Below are 20,848 nucleotides of genomic sequence, written 5' to 3' on the forward strand. Positions count from 1 at the left end.
CTTGGGGAAAAATTAGCCCTGTGCGTCACAAATACTGCAAAACTGTTCACCGCAATGATGGTTATATGTATGGGTTTTCCACTCTTGTCCGCTAAATCGGCGATTAGAGGCGTACCGATCGATCTTTCCCCAAGTTTCATCATCCCAGAAACCCGGTATCTTCAAAAATACCGGGTTTCTTTTCGCGGAATAGGCAGGAGAACCGAATTTGAGTAAGATGCGTTGAGAATGCTTTAGTTTTATGTTTATGCGAATTTCGATTATTGCTTTTTTGAGTTTGGCGGCGGTGGCTGCTGGGGAATTGGCGGCGCGGGCGATCGATCTGACTGTCGTACCGAGTGAGGTGGAGGTTAGAGAAGGAAGCGCAGAGGCGCAGAGGGAGGAGGATGAGGTAATTGGTGATAACTTAACGTCAAACCCACCGTCTCTCTTGTTTGTAGCCGAGTCTCGATCCCCCCTAACCCCCCTTAATCAGGGGGGGACAAGAGATATTCTCAAAGTCCCCCTTAATCAGGGGGGGACAAGAGATATTCTCAAAGTCCCCCTTAATCAGGGGGGGACAAGAGATATTCTCAAAGTCCCCCTTATTAAGGGGGATTTAGGGGGATCTAGACTCGACTACAAGCGACATTTATTATCGGTTTCAGTCTTAAGTTCTCATCAATCGGATGAGGTGAGTGCAATTGTGCGGGATTTGCCAACATCTGATGAGATTGCTGTTGCTCCTGAAGTTCGATCGCCCTCAGCCCAGGACGATCGCCATAAAGATTTTACATCTCTGTTACCAACTGCGGGGACGATCGCCACCAAAGCCGAAATCCCGGAAGCAGTCAACGGCAACGCGCAACAGCTAGGCGGTACTCTACCAATCAGTCAAGGGAGAAATGTTGAGGGCGTTTACGTTGCAGAGGTGAAAATTCGCTTTGTTAATTCCCGAGGCGAAGCTGTTGATAAAAAAGGGAATCCGATTAAGGGGAGAATTTCGGAAGATTTTATCCGAAGCGAACTCAAACTTAAGGCGGGGGATAATTACAGCCAGCAAGTTGTACAACTCGATTTACAACAGTTGCAACAGTTGGGATTGTTTGACAAGGTGACGGTTTCTACTGAAGAAGTTGGGACGGATATTAATGTAATTTACAATGTCGAAGAGCGATCGGCTCGTTCTGTTGGGGCGAGTGTCACTTTGAGTGATGATGTTGGTGTGGCTGTTCCTCTTTCCTATGTCGATCGTACATTCGGCACAAACGGCCAGCGGTTGTCGGTGGAAATTCAGCCCAGCCTCCGAGGTGTGGAGTACGATGTGCGGTTTGTCAGCCCTTACGTTGCGGCAGATGACCGTTTGGGATACAGTGTGAGAGCTTTTGGCGATCGCAGAATCTCGGAAATTTTCAACAAGGATATTAATTTGCCCAATGGCGATCGAGTTCGAGAAATTCGGATGGGCGGAAATCTCGCTGTTACGCGGCCTTTGGGCGATTGGCGGGGAACTTTGGGACTGAATTATACCAATATCAGCACGCGCGATCGCAATTTAAATCTTGCCCGCCGGGACGTACTCGGCAATCCTCTCACATTCAGCGGTGCGGGCGTTGACGAATTGTATACTGTTTCTTTTGGCGCTACGCTCGATCGGCGAAACAATCCATTCAACCCAACCAGCGGCTCGATTCTCAGCCTCAGTACAGAACAGTCGATACCTCTCGGACGCGGCAACATTGTGAGCAACCGACTGCTAGCAAATTATATACAATATGTACCAGTAACTTTGCTGGGCATCAGCGAGTCGGAAGCTTTGCCAGAAATGTTGGCTTTTAATCTGCAAGGGGGAACGGTAATTGGAGATTTGCCACCGACGGAAGCGTTTCGCCTGGGCGGCCGCAATTCTGTGCGGGGCTACGACGGCGGGGAAATTGGCAGCGGGCGGAGTTATTTTTTGGCTTCCGGCGAGTATCGGTTTCCGGTTGGTAGGGATGTGGGTGGCGTGATATTTGTTGATTTTGCGTCGGATTTGGGAACGGGTGACAGCGTGTTGGGAAAACCGGCGGTAGTCAGGGATAAACCGGGGACTGGGGCTGGTGTTGGTTTGGGTGTGAGAGTGCGATCGTCCTTGGGATTAATTCGCTTGGATATGGGTGTCAGCGATGACGGGGAAATCAAATTTGTACTCGGTACAAAACAGCGATTTTAAATAGTTGACAGTTGTCAGTTGACAGTTGTCAGTTGGCAGTTGGCAGTTGACAGTTGGCAGTTGGCAGTTGACAGTTGACAACTGAAATTTGTCATATCAAATCCGGTAGCATCGGAATAATATATTTGAATTATATAGTGCGAGCGTCTCGCTCGCGAACCAATCGTTCGCTATGGACGCTCGCACTATATAATTCCGATGCACCCGGAAACGATAGGGAGCATCTCATTTTGGTAAAAAGCATTTTTTCTTTGAGTGCGAGCGTCCCCGCTCGCACTACGGATGCAAAACTGAGATGCTCCCAAACGATATCAGTTGACGATATCTGCTCATTGACACTCTCGGGAGCATCTCATTTTTGCAAAAAACATTTCTTTCTACAGTGCTGTCCCCGCTCGCTTGGTTCTATAAGCAAGCGAGCGGGGACAGCACTATTTTAAAAGCAAAACTGAGAAGCGACCAAAATTAAAGACACAACAATGTTGTGTCCCTACGGTGTTTTAGGCAATTGAGAATTGCTATATTTAGGCTCGTAACTGCTTAACGCTTTGGTTTCTTGATATCCATCAGTTTCGGTTTCACCGCCGGAGTGCGCGGGTAAAACTTAAACTTATTGAGCGCCGCACTTGCCGATTTGGCCACACCGCTATCTGTATCTCGCAAAGCTCTTTGCAAGAGCGGAATCACTTTTTCAGACTTAATCATTGCTAGTGCTTCCACAGCAGCTTCGCGCACTTCCGGGTTGAAATCTTGAGCTAATTTACCCAAGGTTTCTATGGCTCGCTGACCGTCGGTTCTCAAAGCATTAGCCGCACCCATTTTACCTAAAGCAGACGCTGCAAATTTGCGAGTTTCTGTGTCCTGACTTTGAACGCATCCCATCAACTGCGCCACCGATGAGTAGTTTGGTGTTTGTCTGGGAGATTCAAGCGTTTGTCTGATTTCGAGTTGTTCTAAATCAATTGATTGTGGTTCGGAAAATTCTGTGTAATTTAACTCTTGTTCAACTTCAGGTTGATTGAACTCAGGTTGATTGAACTCAGGTTGATTGAACTCACTTGATGGTTCTTCTTGCCAAACTTCTTGTTGTGGTAAATCCGATGTAAATTCTGTTGGATTTAACTGACTGAACTGTTGCTCCGGGATTTCTTGTTGTTGTACATTACTCTCGTATTGCTCTTGCAAAGACCTGATAGTAGCTTGCATCTGAGCTTCGCGAGCTTGAAACTGCTCGTGAGCGGCTTGCAACTGACTTTCGTATTGCTGTTGCAAAGCCTCCGTCGTTGATTGTATGTCAACTTCGCTGTTCCCATATTGCGAGGCAGCTTGTCTCAATTGAATTTCGTGTTGTTTTTGCAGGTTTTGAAAATGTTCATCCATCTGAGCTTGATAACTGTCATGCAATTCGTCAGAAAGTGTGAGTATATGACGTTCGTGTTCGGCTTGCAAAGATTGTATATTTTCCTGAAGCCTAGCATTGTGAGCGGCCTCTAATTCCTGGGTGAATTGTCGCATCTGCTGCTCGTGGGCGCCTGCAACTTGTTGGAGCCGATCGCGTTCTGCTAAAACTTGTTGGAGTCGATTTTCGTATTGAGTCGCAACTTGTTGAATCTGATTTTCGTATTGAGTTGTAACTTGTCTGAGTAAATTTTCGTGTTCAACAGTAGCGCTTCTAAACCGATCTTCTCCTTCTCGGTGTGGAGATTCGGTAGTTTGTTGCATTCGAGATATCTGAGCTAGTTCTATATCCTGAGCTATTCTGCGAGTTTGCAGCAAGTGTTCTTGCTTTTGCTTGTGCAACCGCTTTTCCACTAACCAGTAAGCCGCTGCTATCCCCGCCAAAAAACCTACGATCGCTCCTATGATTTCCACAACTGAGCTCCTCCGGACAATATAGTGATGCTGGACTTTTTACAATTTAACCATACAGCCGGGAAGTCCCGCGCTCTACCTGTACAATCCGTGAGCGTCGGGCTCAAAGGCGAGCGAGTTGACGATTACAGCCGAGCCGCACAACGCGCAGCGTTTGAGGTTTGAGGCTTGATGAGAAAACGAGCCAACTTATTGACAACCGCAAAATCCTTGTGTTAATTTTTTACCAGAAATGCCGATAGCCGATAAATGCCGAAAGCTTACAAGTTCCGAATCTACCCAGCGCCCACCAGCAACAGTATTTTGCTGGTGATGAGAGGTTGTTGTCGATGGTTTTGGAACTATAGTTTGAATAAGAGCCAAGTAACCTATAAGGAAACTGGTAAGGGATTGAGCAGATTGGCTATTCAAGGTATGCTACCAGCGCTCAAGAAGGAATACCCTTGGTTGAAAGATGGGGCATACTCACAAAGCTTGCAAGTAGTAGCACTGAATCTATCAACTGCTTACAAAAACTTCTTTGAGAAACGTGGTGGGTTTCCTAGCTTCAAATCCAAGCACAACAGGCAATCTGTCAGCTATCCCCAGAATGTGAAAATTCTGGAGAGCACTATAAAATTTCCGATTATTGGTGAAGTCAAAGCCAAGATTCATCGCCAGTATGATGGCACGATCAAAACTGTAACGGTATCCCAAAATCGAGATGGTTCGTATTTTGCATCGGTACTTGTTGATGATAAAATTGGCACTCCAGATGCTAATATCGAAGGAAAAGCAATTGGCTTAGATGTTGGGCTAACTGATTTCTTGGTCACGTCTGACGGCTCTAAGTACAAGCATCCTAGAGCAACCGCTAAACATCGTAAAAATCTGAAGCGCAAGCAACAGAAGCTAAACCGAAAAGTCAAAGGCAGTAACCGACGGAATAAAGCCCGGAAGTTAGTAGCCAAGGTGAATTCTAAAATCAAAAGAGTGCGTGAGGATTTTCTGCACAAGCTATCCCGCAAGATAGTCAACGAAAACCAAGTAATTGTAGTAGAAGATCTAAATATCAAAGGAATGGTAAGAAACCATTGCCTAGCCAAAGCTATCTATGATGCTGGCTGGGGAATGTTTGGAACAATGCTTAAGTATAAAGCCGAGGCAGAAGGCAAGGTCTATTTAGAGATTGACCGATTCTTTCCTAGCTCCAAAACTTGTAACCATTGCTTGTTCAAAGTTTCTAAAATGAATTTGAAAATACGCCAATGGAAATGTCCTAAGTGTGATTCTGTGAATGATAGAGATATCAACGCAGCGCTAAACATTAGAGACGAAGGCTTGCGGTTTTTGGCGTTGGGAATCAGCGCTACTGCCAGTGGACGCAATGTAAGTCAACCCGGAAGAATCTCGGTTCTTTCGGATGCTGTTGCGGTGGAAGCTGGAAGCCCACTCTCTACCGCAAGGTGAGAGTTGGGTAATTCACCCATATAGCCTCTTGTAACCGCCCAAGAGCAGCAGCCAGACTGTCACTCCCAGCCAGTGAATCACCACCGCAGGCCAGATGGAACCGATGAGCAGGTATGCGATGGAGCACGCTACTCCCAAAACAGCGGCGAGTAGCAAAAACACGGGATTCTTGACATACCTCCTCGTCCTGAAGGAGCGAGGATTCCTTGACGCTTCACAGCAATGTGCTACCGAAGTAGTCTTACCCTCGCTCTGCGTCCGTTTAGAGTCTCCCAATGCCCTGTGGCGACTATGTTTCATTGTACTCAAGCCTAAAGCTTATTGTCTTCAGGGATGTAGTTAAACATTGCCCCTCGGAACTGTCTAGGTACGCTCTCATCGTAGCTATTTCAACGTGTCTTGAGCCTGTAGACTTCTCTATTTTAGCACAAAGCCGTCCTAAAAGGACGGGGTTTTAAACCCATTTTTCTGATAAAGGTCGATCGACCGATCGGATAAAAAGTCAGTGCGTTGAGCGGGTGGTAAACTACAAACAACACCAAACTGGAGCATCCCCAAAACCACAGCATTAGCCCAGAAGGGTTCTCAAAAGCGTGCGGGAGCATTAACACGCGGAAAAAAACTTCCTCAGTCAGCCCCGGAGTTAACAAACAGCCCGCGAGCACTCCCGCAATTATCGGCCCGGAGGTTTGCACGTCTACTTTCAGAAATCCCGACCAAAAACCGATGGGAAGTGCGATCGCGCTATAAACTAGCACCAGCAGAGCTACAACCAGCCAATCGGTGAAATCGGGAATAGTTGAAAAAGCGTGGGTGAGGCGGCGTGCTAGCAAGTCGAAGGGAAGAAGCGAGAATAAAGAGAGAAAAGGAAGCATCTCAGTTTTTGCTTTTATAGTGCGAGCGTCCCCGCTCGCTTGGTTCTATCAACAAGCGAGCGGGGACAGCACTCAAACACAAAAAATGCTTTTTACAACAATGAGATACTACCGTTTATTTTAAAGCTTTTAATCGATCGAATAACTGAGCAACTTTGGTCAAATCTTTATCTCCCGGCGCTATTTCTACGCCGCTCGAAAGGTCAACACCGCTGAAGTTATTGCCGATCGCGCGATCGATCGCATTTAAAATATTATCCGGTGTTAAGCCGCCCGCCAGCAGCCAAGGACAAGCTGGTTTAAACTCTGCTAACATCATCCAATCTATAGTTTTGCCAGTACCGCCAAGTTGAGCCGGATGGTAAGCATCCAACAGTAAAGTATCGACACGCAGGGCGTAAATTGCAGCGGTGGCTAACGTTTCATGACTCTTAACTCTCAAAGCTTTGATAATTTCAATTCCCGGCAAAAACTCGCGCAGCCGATCGCAATATTCCGCTGTTTCATCTCCGTGCAGTTGCACCCCACTTAAATTTGACTCTGCCGTTACTTGACAGATATTTTCTATTGTGGTATTTGCAAACACGCCAATGCGATCGACATTTTTCGGCAACTGTTCGACAATCAGGCGAATGGTTTCGGGGCTGACATAGCGCGGGGAAGCGGGTACGCAGATAAACCCCAAAGCTTGGGCTCCCAAACGGGCGATCGCCATTCCCTGGTCTAATTTAGTGATTCCGCAAATTTTTACCCGCACTCTTTTTCCTCTGTGCTGAATTTGTATCAAAATATAAACGAATTGTTAACTATTAAAACAAATCTTAGTTTAATGCAAAATACTTTTTATAATTTTCTAAATCAATTAATCTGTGAAATCCGGAGCATATAAACATGATTAACTCATCTTTGCTGTTAGCCGTACCATCTGCCACTGCCTTAACGGTGGAGTGGACACCAATGGTAGGACTGACAATGATTATATGCAACTTGCTGGCGATCGCGATCGGCTACTACGGCATCAACAAACAAAACCGAGGCAAGGGCCCAGCTTTACCCGTTGCAGTCCCTGGAATGTTCAAAGGCTTCGGCATCCCAGAATTGCTGGCCACAACCAGCTTGGGCCACTTGCTCGGGGCAGGAGTAATCTTGGGCTTGGGTAACGCCGGAGTGCTTTAAAAATCACGGTTTGGGAAAGGCAAGGGTTTGAAAAGATATAATAGAAATTCATTCTTCCTCTCCTTTCCCAGGAAACTTTCATGCAGACAGGTTGGCGAATCGGCTCTTTATTTGGCATCCCGCTACTCATAGATTATTCGTGGTTTATAATTTTAGCCCTAGCAACCCGCGAATACGCCAGCAGTTACCGATTGTGGGGATCTGCGCTCTCCTGGAGTGCCGGGTTCGCAATAGCTTTGCTACTATTTGCTTCCGTACTGTTGCACGAATTAGGGCACAGCTTGGCGGCGATGTCGCAAGGCATTAAAGTTAATTCTATTACTCTATTCTTATTTGGCGGAGTAGCTTCGATCGACTCTGAATCAAAAACTCCGGGTCAAGCTTTTCAAGTAGCTATTGCTGGCCCTCTCGTCAGCTTTGCGCTGTTTTTAATCCTCGGTTTGGGTTCTCAAGTTTTCCCCCAGACAAGTTTGCTATCAATTATAACAGAAAAAGTAGCAGTAATCAATCTAGTTTTGGGATTATTTAACTTGATTCCCGGGCTGCCTTTGGACGGAGGACAAGTTTTAAAAGCAGCAATTTGGAAAATCACTGGTTCTCGATTTGCCGGCGTGCGTTGGGCTGCAAAAACAGGACAAGTTTTGGGTTGGTTGGCTGTTGCTTTCGGTGTCAGTTTATGTTTGTTAGCGCGCCAGTACGGCGGTTTGTGGATGGCGCTGATCGGCTCTTTTGCGATTCGGAATGCTAGTAGCTACAGTCGCTTTACTTCGTTGCAAGAAGCGCTGCTCAAAACTAAGGCCGCCGATGCAATGAGCCGCGAGTTTCGAGTTGTCGATGCAAATTTGAGTTTGCGAGAATTTGCCGATCGCTATTTGCTAGAAGTCAATCCCTTTCCATTTTACATCGCTGCGACCAACGGGCGGGATTTGGGCTTAGTGTCGATCGACGATATCCGCTGCACAGAGCGCAGTCAGTGGCAAATTCAGACTTTGCACAACATTTTGCAACCCCTGGAAAAAACCCCCACAGTCTCCGAAAAAGCATCCATTGCAGAAGTAATTAACAGCATGGAAGCCCGCCAACTCCCGCGAATCCTCGTCCTTTCGTCCATTGGTGCAGTCGTAGGGACGATCGATCGGGGCGACGTGATGAAAGTTATGGCAAAATACCTCAAACCCAAGATTTCCGAAGCTGATATCAAGCACAGCAAAGAAGAAAACAGTTATCCCCTGGGATTGCAGTTAAGTGCGATCGCTAAAACCGTACAAGAAAATTAATTTAAAATGGGGCATCAATAATCCAGATTAGTCACAATTTCAGGTTTCATTCAGTTGACAGTTGACAGTTGACAGTTGACAGCTTGATAGCTTGATAGCTTGATAGCTTGATAGCGACATCTACCTAGAAGGAAGAGAATTGGAATAATGAATAGTCTTCTTTTTTTAAAGTTATCCCGATGGGGGGAGAGGCTTTAAACCAATTATTTCTGCTAAATAGGCGTGCATAAATAAACTCAACCTAAAAAGCTAATTTCCTTGCTGTCAGGAACTTATGACCCACGGTATTGTTCTGTTAATTATGACCACCTAATATAGCACACTTTTTTGTACAAGATGGTTAAAACAAAAATTCTTATGCCCAATCTTTTTAAGATATTTCATCAATTGGGAGAGAAACGTTGTAGTTGGAAAAAGTTAAGTTTTTCCTTACCCTTCGCTGATTTACAACCTCTTGCCGTCACCTGCATTGTCGTGACAGGAACTCTCTTAGGAGTGCGACATTTAGGTTGGTTGCAGCCCTTGGAATTGAAGGCTTTTGACTTGATGGTACAGTTGCGCCCCGATGCAGGCCCTGACCCGAGGTTGCTAGTAGTGACAGTCACAGAACAGGACATTCATACTTTTAAGAAATGGCCAATCTCTGATGGAGTTTTAGCTCGTGCGATCGCCTCCATAGCGCGTCTCGAACCCGTCGCTATTGGTCTGGATATAATCCGCGATATCCCCTACGAACCAGGAAACGCAGAATTGGCAGCTCAATTCACAAACCCCAAACTCATCCCGATTACTTTCATCGGCAAGTCAGAGTACGATCGAGCTCTACCACCTCCCAACATACCCAAAGCACGGATAGGATTTAACGATTTAGTAATCGATCCAGACGGCATAATTCGCCGGAGCTTGATCTTTCGTTCCAACGGACAATCAACTCTCAGCTCATTTGCGCTCCGGCTGGCTTTCAAATATATTGACAGTAAAAAAATTCCTTCAACACTCACAAAAGATCAAGAAATAAAAGCAGGAAACACAGTCTTTTCGCGACTGCGATCGGACTCAGGAGGTTATCAGACAATTGACACTGGAGGCTATCAAATCTTGCTCAATTACCGCTCTCCTGAAAATACCGCAAAAACCGTGACACTCACTCAAGTTTTGGAGGGAAAACTAGACCCCGAATTGGTGAAGGATAAAATAGTGATAATCGGGGTTACAGCCCCAACTACAAAAGATGTCTTTTCTACCCCTTACAGCGCCACTGCCAGCGACAACCGCATGATGCCTGGAGTCTTTATTCATGCAGCGGCAACTAGCCAAATTATTAACGCAGCTTTAGATGGCAAAAATCTATTTTGGTTTTGGGATGAATGGCAAGAAATGCTCTGGATAGCTGTTTGGGGAGCAGTTGGCGGCTGTTTAGCTTGGCGGCTAGAAAATACGATCAATTTCATAGTCAGCGCGATCGCGCTTGGCTGCATATTATGGGGATTCACATTTTTTCTATTCACTCAACAGGGGTGGATATCACTGGCCTCACCGACACTAGCACTTTCGATCGCCCCAGCAGTTATCATCACATACAAGTACCAGCAGTCAAAGCAGCAGCAAGAAATTGTGATGAAATTATTAGGACAGCAAACCTCACCGGCGATCGCCAATGCCCTGTGGAAAGAGCGCGTCCATCTCCTCCAGTCGGGCCTATTGCCGGGGCAAAGACTAACTGCTACAATGATCCTGACAGACTTACAGGGCTTTAGCACTATTTCCGAAAAATTATCCCCAGAAGTAGTAATGCCTTGGTTAAATGAATATTTATCAGCAATGGCCGAGGAAGTGCAAAAACATCATGGGGTGATTAATAAATTTACTGGAGATGGAATGCTGGCTGTATTTGGTGTTCCTATCCCCCGCACAACTCCCGAAGAAATTGCCGAAGATGCTCGCCTTGCGGTATCTTGCGCCCTAGCTATAAGTGCGTGCTTACCAGCCCTGAATCAAAGTTGGATCGATCGCGGTTTGCCGTCGGCAAAAATGCGAGTCGGAATTTTTACAGGGCCGATAATGGTGGGCAGTTTGGGAGGCAAAACCCGTTTAGAATATGGAGTAATCGGTGATAGTGTCAATATCGCTTCTCGCCTGGAAAGCTGTGAAAAAGATCGGCAAGAGGACACCTGCCGCATTTTAATTGCCGAAGAAACCTTAGTGCATATTCAAGGAAAATTTGAGGTAGAATCTTGGGGAGCTTTACCTTTAAAAGGCAGGGAGCAAAAAGTTAATGTCTATCGCGTCTTGGGAGGAGAAAGATCGTCCAAGTAAAAATAGACAACATATCTTACAAACATCATGCAAATCCTAGAAAAAAAATGACTAAATTTACACTAAAATCCCTCGTCTTTAGTTCCATATTGTTGATAGGAGCATTTAATGCTTGCCAATTTGCAAGTGTGGGACAGCCAACGCCAGATAATGTGGGCCAGCCGCGCAATACTGTACCGGGAGGGCCGCGCTTCGCTCAGCCCCGTGAAGATATGGAGCAATCGCCCCCTCGATCGCCCAGATCGACGACGCGCGGTAACTGTCGCAACAGCGAGCTAAATGCAATAAATCTCACAGGCTTAGTCCCTCAAAATAAAATCTCACGAACTGTTTCCGAATATCCAACATTCTTTTTCTACTTGCCTCCAACAAGGGCGGAATCAGCCGAATTTATCCTACTAGATCCAAGCGGCAAGCAGATTTATAAACAGACTCTCAAAGTTGCCAATTTATCAGGAGTAATCGGCGTTAGTATCCCCGCTAACAAGAATGTGCCTCCCTTGGAAGTAGGCAAAAAATACACTTGGAATTTTACAGTGATTTGCGAGGCTGAAGAGAGATCTGCCGATCTGCTCGAAATTGGTACTATACGGCGAGTTGATCTCAGTGCAGATATCCGCAGTGAATTAGAAAAGGCAGATCCGCGGCGGAAAACAGCTATTTATGCTGAAAATGGGATTTGGCAAGATGCTCTCAGCAATTTAGCTGCTGCTCGTCGCGATCGCCCTTCGGATACAATGCTGGATGCTGATTGGGAAAGCTTGCTAGATGCAGTGAAATTGACCAAAATTGCCAAACAGCCGATCGTCCAAGTGCAAACTGAGCCAAAACCATAAGCTCTACAGCATTTAAATTTAACTTTTTGGGTGTTGCCAAGAGCGCCCACCCCACAAGCATGATACCAAAAATCTTTTGTGGAACGGCCATCTTGGCTGTTCCCAAAAGATGAGGTACGTTGTTGGGCTTCAGCCCTCTTAGTAACAGTATTCGTAGGGTGCGTCGCCACCAACAATCCCTCAAAAAAATCGACAATTTCACGGCATCGACCTGTAGGAGATTACAGATTAAATTCTATAGAATTCTTTCAGCTATCAACAAATAGATTTTTTTTGAGTCAATTCCCAAATATCCTCCCATTCCTCCTCCGAAAGCGGCCGCACCTCCAAATCAATATCAAAACAGCGACAAGCCGCCGCACTCAAAGCATCAATTACAGTTGCAATCAAATCATCTCTCCCTTCAGATAGAGGTAATTTCACAGGAATTAATTCCTCCCCAAAAACCTGAGAAAACAAACCAATATCCGGCTGCAAACGCATCGAACCATGCTGCAAAATAGCATCACCACGGCGCAATTGCGCGCTACCAATTAACTTGCAGCCATCAACCGTCACCAAATCCGCACCCGTCGCCGTACCAAAACAATTGGGATTGTGAATGTAACCGCGCCCAGCTTCCCCGTAGTGCAAATCCACACCGATCGCCCGCCAACCTTCAATCAAAAACTCGCATATAGTGTGATAAGCTTTCAAGCGGCTGCTCTCAAATCCCGACGCCACAACTGCATAAGTCAAATCCCCTTGGTGGAGCACAGCGCGCCCACCGCTAGGGCGTCTCACCAACTCCAGAGGCTGTCCCTCCCAAGATAGCTGCTGCCAAAATTCCGGCCAGCGCTGCTGGTGGTAGCCCAAGGAAATCGCCGTCGGTGCCCAGGTGTAAAATCGCAGAGTTGGCGGATTTTCCCCCGCTAGATGCTTTTCTAACAGCCATTTGTCGATCGCCATCTGCACCCTACCAGACGCCGACAGCAGCGGAATTAAACGCCATACAGAATTAGCCATTAGCCCCCATTCCTGAGTTTATACTCAATAAGTTCGCAGGATGTTTTAAAATTAGAAACAGTTTTTTGTGCCTGTCTTTTAATTTGGTGCAAGTTTAACGCCCGCCCGTGCTTTAAAAATAATCAGGAAAAATCATCGTACAACCATGAGCAACAGTGTAATTGTCATTAACGACGAAAAATTTGAAACAGAAGTCCTGAAAGCAGAGCAACCAGTGCTTGCCTATTTTTGGGCATCTTGGTGCGGGCCTTGCAAACTCATCGCGCCCTCGATCGACTGGATGGCTGCCAACTACAGCGACCTAAAAGTGGTTAAAATGGAAATTGACCCCAATCCTAATACTGTCAAGCAGTATAAAGTAGAAGGAGTCCCAGCACTCAGACTATTTAAAAATGGCGAAGTAGTCCTTTCCCACGAAGGAGCTATTACCAAACAAACATTGCTCGGTTTGCTAGAAGGTCACTTATAAAATTTTGAAATGATTCGGGAGTTTCCAACTCCCCACCCACAACTAGATCCATCCCCAATAAATTTTCAACATCTCTCCTTTCTCTTCAATCTCTCTCTTCCTCTGCGCCCTCTGCGCTCTCTGCGGTTAAAAAAAAATGTCTGAAAAACATCAAAAATAATCAGTTTTTAGCAATTTTAAATGATTGATTAATATCAAGAAAAATACAAAAAATATGCAATTTGCCAAACGTTTACAACCCCTAAAATTTAATGTATTTGCCGATATGGATCGGGCAAAAGCTCTAGCAAGAGCCGCCGGACAAAATGCGATCGACTTGTCTCTGGGTTCTTCCGATTTGCCTGCGGCTGCTCACATTACAGATGCGATCGCCAATTCCCTATCAGATCCTAGCACCCACGGCTATTTACTGTTTAACGGAACCCGCTCTTTCCGGGAAGCAGCAGCTTCCTGGTACGAGCAAAAATTTGGGATTTCAGTCGATCCAGAAACAGAAGTGCTGCCGCTAATTGGTTCCCAAGAAGGCACCGCGCATATGCCTTTAGCTGTGCTCAACCCCGGAGATTTTGCTTTGCTGCTCGATCCGGGCTATCCTTCCCACGCGGGAGGTGTGTATTTGGCGGGCGGTCAAATTTACCCGATGCCAATATTAGCAGAAAATCAGTTTTTGCCTGTTTTTGAAGATATTCCGATGCCTGTTTTGGCTCAGTCGAAGATGATGGTTTTGAGCTATCCTCACAATCCTACAACTGCGATCGCCCCGCTGGCATTTTTTGAGAAAGCAGTGAATTTTTGTCGCCAACACGAGCTCGTTTTAGTTCACGATTTCCCCTATGTGGATTTGGTGTTTGACGATTCCGTAGGGGCGGTGGATGGTGCGCGCCCGCCCTCCGATATCCAGGAATTTCGTAAATTGATGGCGCCGTCGATTTTTCAAGCCGATCGAGATAAGAGTGTGGCGATCGAGTTTTTCACGCTATCAAAATCCTACAATATGGGAGGCTTTCGAGTTGGATATGCGATCGGCAATCCCGAACTAATTACAGCCCTGCGACAAGTAAAAGCCGCCGTAGACTTCAACCAATATCTAGGGATTTTGAACGGAGCCAGCGCGGCATTAACGGGCCCCCAAGATAGCGTCACCACCAGCGTCGAAACCTTCAGAAAACGCCGGGATACCTTTGTAAATGCGCTAAGGGCGATCGGCTGGGAAGTGCCCGTACCCCCCGCCACGATGTACGTTTGGGCGAAACTACCAGCACCTTGGGCGTCGGATTCGGTGAAATTTTGCACTCAGCTAGTACAGAGTACAGGAGTCGCAGCATCCCCCGGCGCCGGTTTCGGGAAATCAGGAGAAGGCTACGTGCGATTTGCCTTAGTTGAGTCACCTGAAATTTTGGAAGCAGCGGTTAGAAAAATTGCGGAATTTCTCAATTAATTGCTCAGTTAAAAAGATTGTATTCATGCACTCTCCTCTCTTGAAATTATCTGCGTTTATCTGCGTTTATCTACCTATATCTGCGGTTAATTTATCAATCCAAGATTTATTAAATCATCTCGTGCCGGCTCAATTAACCGCAGTAAGATTCGTTCGTAGTGCGGACTTCAGTCCGCAGCCTGAGTATAAGTAGATGAAACTAACGAAAAATTACCAGAAAGAATTGGTTGAAAGCAAGAAAGCGAGTGAGGAAGAAATTAAAATCAGACTATTCATTACTCCAATCCTCTTCCTTCTAGGTAGAGGTCGCTCTCAAACTGTCAACTGTCAACTGTCAACTGTCAACTGTTGAACAATTCTTAAAAGTAGCCCTACTCCTGGGAATTGGTATAAGTTGAAAATGCTAGAACTGAGGCACACCTAATCAGAAACCGGGTTTTTCACAAAAAAACTTCGTTACAGCCAATCAAAACCCTAAAAACCCCGGTTTCCAGCAGTCGGAATGCGTAAGTATTCTCTCGTTATCTCTACCTAACGGAATAGATATTTACCAGTAATATCTGTCACAATTTATGTTGAAATATTAACGCGAGACATCTTGGGAATTGCCAGTTCCGCTCACCCACTCTAAAAATCCTTGAAATGAACTCTGTCGGGGTAGCGATTGTTCTGTAGCTGCGATCGCACATCCCAAAAATACCACGCTTCCCAAAATTGCCAGTAACGGAAAATGCTTGCCCAGCCCAAAGTCCCGCTGAAGGCGAGCTAACGGCCTGCTCTCGCGCCTGAGCATCTTTCCCACCGTCAGTTGTTTGAGACTAAAAGGATCGCGGACAAAATGGCCGCTCCAGCTAATTACCATATGAGAATGGCAGTGGGGACAGGTGAATAGTCCGCTGACCATTCCGACTGGGCCCACGACGCTGGAACGGTTGCAAATCGGGCAAGTGACAGAATGAGTGTTATAGGTGGGAGCGTTCATAACTGCTTTTCTTGAGTAAAAAACCAACAACCAATTGAGAGCCTGCGTTAACGCCTAGGGCATATACCTTCATAGGCACTTTATCCTTAATTCCTAGTTTACAGCGGCGATCGGGTCGATCGGAGCTCACTGCTTGGGAAAACTTTCAAATTGCCAATCTCGTAACGAGTGCAAATCGGGAACACAGGTGAGATTGTATTGCAGCGGAGTAACGGTAATTTTATTGTCGCGAATAGCTTGTACGTCTGTAGGAATATCATGCCAAACTGCCGATTCGGAGGTTTCTTCCACATCTTCTAACAATTCCCCAGCCAGCCAATAATAAGTTTTGCCGCGCGGATCGGTGCGCTTTTGAAATATGTCGAAATAGCGGCGAATGCCTTGACGGGCGATCGCAACTCCGGTAATTTCTGCTTGTGAGACTGCTGGTATGTTGACATTCAACAGTGTCGGTTTTGGCATTGGCTGTTTTTCCAACTGTCGTAGCAAGGTGACAGCGAAATCCACTGCCGGCCCAAATTCCTGCGAAGTATAGCTGGCGAGGCTGAAAGCAATGCTGGGAATGCCTTCCATAATTCCTTCCATCGCAGCCGAAACCGTCCCCGAACAGATGATGTCCGTGCCTAAATTCGGCCCGTGGTTGACGCCAGCAAGGACAAAATCGGGCGGTTTGTCAAGTAAAGCCCACAAAGCTAGTTTAACGCAGTCGGCGGGAGTACCCGAACAAGCCCAAGCTTTGACGGCGGGGTCAAAAACAGATTCGACAATTTCGGCGCGGATGGGTTGGTGCAGTGTAAGGCCGTGTCCGGTAGCGGAGCGCTCTCTGTCGGGACAAACTACGCTCACAGAGTGGCCTGCGGTGGCGAGAGCGTTGGCGAGGCTGCGGATGCCTTGTGCAAAGATGCCGTCGTCGTTGCTAATTAAAAGTTTCATTGAAATTTTTAGAGGCCTGAGAATAATCTTAAACTAGATTCAAGTAGGGCGATCGGTTTTACTTGCAATTATCTATTACCTATTACGCATTAAGCAGCCACCGGGTGCATCTCAGTTTTGCTTTTAACAGTGCTGTCCCCGCTCGCTTGCTTATAGAACCAAGCGAGCGGGGACAGCACTGTTGTAAAAAGAAATGTTTTTTGCAAACAAAAATGAGATGCTCCCCAGCGATCAATCTAAAATCTACAAGTCAGCCACACCAAAATTGCGCTAAACTCAGCTTGGCCCAAAATCGCCATCAATCTAAAATCTAAAACCTAAAATCTAAAATCAAAATGACTGTCCAGCTCAGCGACATTGAAACTCAACTAGAAACCCTGGGCCAAGAGTCCAAAAGTGCGATCGCAAGTGCGAATACCCTCGAACAACTCGAACAGTTACGCCTTGGCTACCTAGGCAAAAAAGGCCAACTCTCTCAAATTTTAGGCATGATGGGCAAACTGTCGGCAGATCAGCGGCCCAAAGTAGGCGCGATCGCCAATACCGTAAAAGAAGCCCTACAAGCCGACTTAGAAGACAAGCGCGCCGCTCTCCAAACCGCCCAAATTCAAGCCAAATTAGCCTCAGAAACCCTCGATGTTACCATGCCGGGGATTTTTCGCCCTCAAGGTCGAATTCACCCCTTAAACGCCGTCATAGACCGCGCTCTCGATATTTTTGTCGGCCTCGGCTACACCGTCGCCAACGGCCCGGAAATGGAAACAGATTATTACAACTTCGAGGCGCTCAACACTCCGCCCGACCACCCGGCGCGGGATATGCAAGATACATTTTACCTGCCAGGTGGCGACTTGCTGCGGACTCAGACATCATCCGTGCAAATTCGCTACATGGAACAGCACAAACCGCCGATTCGGATTGTCTCTCCCGGCCGCGTTTATCGCCGCGATACTGTTGATGCTACTCACGCGGCAGTTTTCCACCAAATTGAACTTTTAGCTATTGGTGAAAATCTGACATTTACTGACTTGAAAGGCACAATTAAAGAGTTTTTGCGACAAATGTTCGGGCAAGATTTGCCGATTCGTTTCCGCACGAGTTACTTTCCGTTTACAGAACCTTCTGCTGAAGTTGATTTGCAGTGGAACGGCAAATGGCTGGAAGTTTTGGGCTGCGGTGTAGTAGATCCTAATGTTCTTAAAGGAGTCGGTTTAGATCCAGAAAAGTATACTGGATTTGCAGCCGGTTTTGGGGTGGAGCGGTTCGCTATGGTACTTTATGAAATTGATGACATTCGCCGGGTTTATGCTAGCGATTTACGATTTTTGCGGCAGTTTTAAGTAGTGGCTTGAGGTAGGTTTTACTCTGAAGGTACGTTGTTGCGCTTCAGCGCTCTTTAGCTAATATTAGAAAGAGCGCTGAAGCGCAACAACGTACCTAATTTGTCTGACGACAATAAAACCGCCCTGGGTTTTACTCTGACTGTAGGGGTTTTGGTTAATGTAGATCGATGTTTTGAGTTTCGATCGACCTGACAAGGCGAAAAAACCTAATATCCTGTCCGAAGAGAGCGAGCGCCGTAAGCTTGGTTTGTAGTGAGGACTAAAGTCCTCGGGAAAAGAAGGACTAAAGTCCTCACTACAAACCTACTGAGTATGATTTATTTTCTACTTGCTAAAAGCACCTTTGATACTGTCAACAGCGCGCTCCACAGCATTCTTTGTGTTATCTACTGCTTTCTGTGTGCGAGCTGAATCTTCTTCTGCTCTTTTCTCAATTGTAGCTGCATCTTTCTTGGCTTTGCGCTCGACTACACTACCATCTTCTGATGCTCGATCGACTTTAGCAGCATTTGTCTTGGCTGTTTCCTTCACCTTCTCTTCTGTATCTCGGATGAAGTTCTTGGCTCTTCCGGCATCTGTGCTGGCTTTGTCTTGAACTTTATCGCCTATATCTGCTGCTGCGATCGAGCTTACAGCAAGAGAGGCCATTGCTGCGGTGTTCGAGAAAAATGCACCCTGCCAAGCAAATGCCATCGCTGACACGCAAAGCACAGTTGCAGCCAGATAGCGCCCGAGAGTCGAAAGCCGTTTGGTAAAATAATTCAGTTTCATAGAGTACAAAATGAGATATAACATCCTATTTGTACTCGATTGGCGCGATCGGCTAAACCATTCTCCAGATAGAGGTTATCCAGCGACGAGCGGTTAAAAAAAATCCGTCTTTTGATAGATTGAAACCAAAAAATCTCGGTCGATTGGATATTTTAGATGTGAGATTAAATAATGGAAGAATTCACTGCAAAGCCGCGGTTTGGGAGGTTTAACTAAGGTCTGTTGATTTTTATATTGAAGAGTGGAAGAATTGACTTGCAGCGCAGTGAATCTGGGGGACTCTCCCACTGTCAGTTGTTCGCGGTAATTTTAAGTTATGTCGATCGACTCTCACGCATTTCAACCGTTGACTGTTGAGTATTGACTTGAGTATTGACTCTCCCACCCTCCCCTACTCTCCCACTTTCTCCCTGCCCCGCTCTACCATAACGAGCAATTTACAGGCGCAGCAGCTTAATTTTTTCTCGCTTAAATTTCACGCAGCACTAAATTAGAGAAATAAAAATTGACTTAGAGGCAGTAGTGTGTTATAGACAGCATTTTTCTGGAAGACAAATCGCTTTTTTTGCTATATTGACCAGCAATAAAGATAATGGTTTTGATTAGATTGAGGAGTTGAACGGATGAAAAACTTGAATTGTTGGAACAAACCCGCTGCATTGCTGGGCGCGATCGCCATTGTAGCCGGAAGTGTGCAGGCGACTGCGATCGGTGTTGCCACCTCACCAGCATCCACTACCAGTCAGGATGCTGAAAAAATTTCCTTTGAAGATAGCGCCACCTTTCAAATCGCCCAAGCTGACACGCTTTGCCGCAAAGTAACTCCCAAAGAAGGTTTGACAGTTCGCCAGAGCCCAGACCCCAAATCCGTGAGAGTTGGCGGTGTAGCCATGAATACTCAGGTAACACTGTTCCAAGGCGCTACTTCTGTTAAAGCCTCCGACGGCCGCCTCTGGATTCAAATTACCGCTCCCGTAAAAGGGTATATAGCTACCGGATACCCGAACAACGAGGCTAATTTAGCTTCGTGCACAATTAGTCAAGCTCCTTCCCCAAGTCCAGCACCAGCACCAGCACCAGCACCTGCGCCTGCACCTGCACCTGCACCTGCGCCAGCGCCAGCACCAGCGCCAGCGCCAGCGCCAGCACCTGCACCAGCACCTGCACCAGCACCTGCACCAGCACCTGCACCAGCACCAGCACCTGCACCAGCACCAGCACCTGCACCTGCGCCAACACCAGCACCAGCACCTGCGCCAGCACCTGCGCCAACACCAGCACCAACACCAGCACCAACAACGGGCCCCGTCAGCCTGTGCCGCCAAGTAGAACCTCGCGTAGCACCGAAAGGTCTGGCTATTCGTGCGGAGCCTTCAAAGACTGCGACAGTTAAAGGCGGCGTACCCGCTAACGGTCAAGTAACGCTTGTGCCGAATTTCCAGTTAGTCAAAGATAAGAATGGAGAAGACCGCAATTGGGTTGAGATTTCAGCCCCTGTTCCGGGATTCATCTCGGCTGGAAACTTGATCATGTGCAAGTAAACTTCTGAGTTCTATCAGATCGAATTTGGTTTGTAGTGAGGACATTAGCCCACATTCAAGAAGGACTAAAGTCCTTACTACAAACCTTGCTACAGTCGAGTTTTAGATTATTAAAAATTATCGAAACGCCACAGAAATTGTAAGTTGCTGTGGCGTTTTCTTATGAGAAGAGGGTAATTTCGCGACCAATTATAACCCAATACGGTTTACTTAACGCTTTTGATGAATTTTATCTGACGATTTTTGGATTATAAAGAGGTGAAGTAGATATTAAGAAGATTTTACCGCAGAGAACACAGAGAACACAGAGAGGGGAGGGATAAAAGGTTTTTTTCCAAAACTTTCGCAATACTCTTGCCTCTGCGCCAAAAGCG

18 protein-coding genes are annotated in these 20,848 nt (G+C 46.5%); 10 read left to right on the forward strand and 8 right to left on the reverse strand.

The annotated features are described in order from the left end of the window. Window positions 1-241: 241 nt before the first annotated feature. The gene (locus JGK11_RS07975; protein WP_293211198.1) at window positions 242-2,191 is read left to right on the forward strand and encodes a BamA/TamA family outer membrane protein; all 1,950 of its coding nucleotides are present in this window, start codon (window positions 242-244) and stop codon (window positions 2,189-2,191) included. 540 nt (window positions 2,192-2,731) lie between these two features. On the opposite strand, the gene JGK11_RS07980 is transcribed toward JGK11_RS07975, so the two are convergent. Next, window positions 2,732-4,063: a HEAT repeat domain-containing protein gene (locus tag JGK11_RS07980; protein WP_293187178.1), complete on the reverse strand. Its 1,332-nt coding sequence runs from the start codon at window positions 4,061-4,063 to the stop codon at window positions 2,732-2,734. A 249-nt stretch (window positions 4,064-4,312) separates the two neighbouring features. Between JGK11_RS07980 and JGK11_RS07985 the strand changes: the two genes are divergently transcribed. Next, window positions 4,313-5,512: a transposase gene (locus JGK11_RS07985; RefSeq protein ID WP_293193479.1), complete on the forward strand. Its 1,200-nt coding sequence runs from the start codon at window positions 4,313-4,315 to the stop codon at window positions 5,510-5,512. Between the two features lie 12 nt (window positions 5,513-5,524). Here the strand turns inward: JGK11_RS07985 and JGK11_RS07990 are convergent, their stop codons facing one another. From JGK11_RS07990 to JGK11_RS08000, 3 genes are all read right to left on the reverse strand, one after another. Next, complete coding sequence (locus JGK11_RS07990) at window positions 5,525-5,674, reverse strand: hypothetical protein (RefSeq protein WP_293177818.1); 150 nt, start codon at window positions 5,672-5,674, stop codon at window positions 5,525-5,527. Window positions 5,675-5,934: 260 nt separating this feature from the next. Beyond that, window positions 5,935-6,387 (reverse strand): CPBP family intramembrane metalloprotease, encoded by a 453-nt coding sequence (locus JGK11_RS07995; RefSeq protein WP_293177820.1) that lies wholly within the window; start codon window positions 6,385-6,387, stop codon window positions 5,935-5,937. A 115-nt stretch (window positions 6,388-6,502) separates the two neighbouring features. Continuing rightward, window positions 6,503-7,144, reverse strand: coding sequence for a phosphoribosylanthranilate isomerase (locus tag JGK11_RS08000; protein WP_293196565.1), 642 nt, complete (start codon window positions 7,142-7,144; stop codon window positions 6,503-6,505). A 134-nt stretch (window positions 7,145-7,278) separates the two neighbouring features. Here JGK11_RS08000 and psaK point away from each other — a divergent pair, with 134 nt between their 5' ends. The 4 genes from psaK to JGK11_RS08020 all read left to right on the forward strand — a co-directional run bounded on the left by psaK (window position 7,279) and on the right by JGK11_RS08020 (window position 11,992). Next, window positions 7,279-7,563 carry a photosystem I reaction center subunit PsaK gene (psaK, locus tag JGK11_RS08005; RefSeq protein ID WP_293177824.1) on the forward strand — a complete coding sequence of 95 codons (285 nt, stop codon included), beginning with the start codon at window positions 7,279-7,281 and terminating at the stop codon, window positions 7,561-7,563. An 80-nt stretch (window positions 7,564-7,643) separates the two neighbouring features. Beyond that, window positions 7,644-8,840: a site-2 protease family protein gene (locus JGK11_RS08010; RefSeq protein WP_293211201.1), complete on the forward strand. Its 1,197-nt coding sequence runs from the start codon at window positions 7,644-7,646 to the stop codon at window positions 8,838-8,840. 357 nt (window positions 8,841-9,197) lie between these two features. Then, window positions 9,198-11,156 carry an adenylate/guanylate cyclase domain-containing protein gene (locus JGK11_RS08015; protein WP_293211203.1) on the forward strand — a complete coding sequence of 653 codons (1,959 nt, stop codon included), beginning with the start codon at window positions 9,198-9,200 and terminating at the stop codon, window positions 11,154-11,156. 47 nt (window positions 11,157-11,203) lie between these two features. Beyond that, on the forward strand, window positions 11,204-11,992 hold the full coding sequence (locus tag JGK11_RS08020) for a DUF928 domain-containing protein (protein WP_293177831.1): 789 nt from the start codon (window positions 11,204-11,206) through the stop codon (window positions 11,990-11,992). A gap of 255 nt (window positions 11,993-12,247) precedes the next feature. Here JGK11_RS08020 and JGK11_RS08025 read toward each other — a convergent pair whose 3' ends face one another. Continuing rightward, window positions 12,248-12,997 carry a biotin/lipoate A/B protein ligase family protein gene (locus JGK11_RS08025; RefSeq protein ID WP_293177834.1) on the reverse strand — a complete coding sequence of 250 codons (750 nt, stop codon included), beginning with the start codon at window positions 12,995-12,997 and terminating at the stop codon, window positions 12,248-12,250. Window positions 12,998-13,142: 145 nt separating this feature from the next. Between JGK11_RS08025 and JGK11_RS08030 the strand changes: the two genes are divergently transcribed. After that, a complete protein-coding gene (locus tag JGK11_RS08030; protein ID WP_293177837.1) occupies window positions 13,143-13,466 on the forward strand; it encodes a thioredoxin family protein in 324 nt (107 codons plus the stop codon). 214 nt (window positions 13,467-13,680) lie between these two features. After that, window positions 13,681-14,904, forward strand: a complete 1,224-nt coding sequence (locus JGK11_RS08035; RefSeq protein WP_293177840.1) for an LL-diaminopimelate aminotransferase — start codon at window positions 13,681-13,683, stop codon at window positions 14,902-14,904. Window positions 14,905-15,487: 583 nt separating this feature from the next. Here the strand turns inward: JGK11_RS08035 and JGK11_RS08040 are convergent. Then, complete coding sequence (locus JGK11_RS08040) at window positions 15,488-15,886, reverse strand: hypothetical protein (protein ID WP_293193473.1); 399 nt, start codon at window positions 15,884-15,886, stop codon at window positions 15,488-15,490. 126 nt (window positions 15,887-16,012) lie between these two features. After that, a complete protein-coding gene (gene surE / locus JGK11_RS08045) occupies window positions 16,013-16,819 on the reverse strand; it encodes a 5'/3'-nucleotidase SurE (protein ID WP_293177843.1) in 807 nt (268 codons plus the stop codon). Window positions 16,820-17,154: 335 nt separating this feature from the next. On the opposite strand from surE, the gene pheS reads away from it, so the two are divergent. Further along, window positions 17,155-18,159 (forward strand): phenylalanine--tRNA ligase subunit alpha, encoded by a 1,005-nt coding sequence (gene pheS, locus JGK11_RS08050; protein ID WP_293211205.1) that lies wholly within the window; start codon window positions 17,155-17,157, stop codon window positions 18,157-18,159. Between the two features lie 327 nt (window positions 18,160-18,486). Here pheS and JGK11_RS08055 read toward each other — a convergent pair whose 3' ends face one another. Further along, entirely contained in the window at window positions 18,487-18,933 is a 447-nt protein-coding gene (locus tag JGK11_RS08055) for a hypothetical protein (RefSeq protein WP_293177849.1), read from the reverse strand. A 623-nt stretch (window positions 18,934-19,556) separates the two neighbouring features. Between JGK11_RS08055 and JGK11_RS08060 the strand changes: the two genes are divergently transcribed. After that, the gene (locus tag JGK11_RS08060) at window positions 19,557-20,474 is read left to right on the forward strand and encodes an SH3 domain-containing protein (RefSeq protein WP_293211208.1); all 918 of its coding nucleotides are present in this window, start codon (window positions 19,557-19,559) and stop codon (window positions 20,472-20,474) included. Window positions 20,475-20,848: the final 374 nt, after the last annotated feature.

It is taken from the genome of Microcoleus sp. PH2017_34_RAT_O_A, from assembly GCF_020737885.1.
Classification (GTDB): domain Bacteria; phylum Cyanobacteriota; class Cyanobacteriia; order Cyanobacteriales; family Microcoleaceae; genus Microcoleus.

What these genes read in the sequence shown, in the direction of transcription:
- JGK11_RS07995 (WP_293177820.1), bottom strand. Translation starts at nt 6,387, where the DNA reads ATGCTTCCTTTTCTCTCTTTATTCTCGCTTCTTCCCTTCGACTTGCTA.
- JGK11_RS08060 (WP_293211208.1), top strand. Translation starts at nt 19,557, where the DNA reads ATGAAAAACTTGAATTGTTGGAACAAACCCGCTGCATTGCTGGGCGCG.
- JGK11_RS08010 (WP_293211201.1), top strand. Translation starts at nt 7,644, where the DNA reads ATGCAGACAGGTTGGCGAATCGGCTCTTTATTTGGCATCCCGCTACTC.
- JGK11_RS08015 (WP_293211203.1), top strand. Translation starts at nt 9,198, where the DNA reads ATGCCCAATCTTTTTAAGATATTTCATCAATTGGGAGAGAAACGTTGT.
- JGK11_RS07985 (WP_293193479.1), top strand. Translation starts at nt 4,313, where the DNA reads ATGCCGAAAGCTTACAAGTTCCGAATCTACCCAGCGCCCACCAGCAAC.
- JGK11_RS08040 (WP_293193473.1), bottom strand. Translation starts at nt 15,886, where the DNA reads ATGAACGCTCCCACCTATAACACTCATTCTGTCACTTGCCCGATTTGC.
- surE (WP_293177843.1), bottom strand. Translation starts at nt 16,819, where the DNA reads ATGAAACTTTTAATTAGCAACGACGACGGCATCTTTGCACAAGGCATC.
- JGK11_RS07975 (WP_293211198.1), top strand. Translation starts at nt 242, where the DNA reads ATGTTTATGCGAATTTCGATTATTGCTTTTTTGAGTTTGGCGGCGGTG.
- psaK (WP_293177824.1), top strand. Translation starts at nt 7,279, where the DNA reads ATGATTAACTCATCTTTGCTGTTAGCCGTACCATCTGCCACTGCCTTA.
- pheS (WP_293211205.1), top strand. Translation starts at nt 17,155, where the DNA reads ATGACTGTCCAGCTCAGCGACATTGAAACTCAACTAGAAACCCTGGGC.
- JGK11_RS08020 (WP_293177831.1), top strand. Translation starts at nt 11,204, where the DNA reads ATGACTAAATTTACACTAAAATCCCTCGTCTTTAGTTCCATATTGTTG.
- JGK11_RS08055 (WP_293177849.1), bottom strand. Translation starts at nt 18,933, where the DNA reads ATGAAACTGAATTATTTTACCAAACGGCTTTCGACTCTCGGGCGCTAT.
- JGK11_RS08035 (WP_293177840.1), top strand. Translation starts at nt 13,681, where the DNA reads ATGCAATTTGCCAAACGTTTACAACCCCTAAAATTTAATGTATTTGCC.
- JGK11_RS08030 (WP_293177837.1), top strand. Translation starts at nt 13,143, where the DNA reads ATGAGCAACAGTGTAATTGTCATTAACGACGAAAAATTTGAAACAGAA.
- JGK11_RS08025 (WP_293177834.1), bottom strand. Translation starts at nt 12,997, where the DNA reads ATGGCTAATTCTGTATGGCGTTTAATTCCGCTGCTGTCGGCGTCTGGT.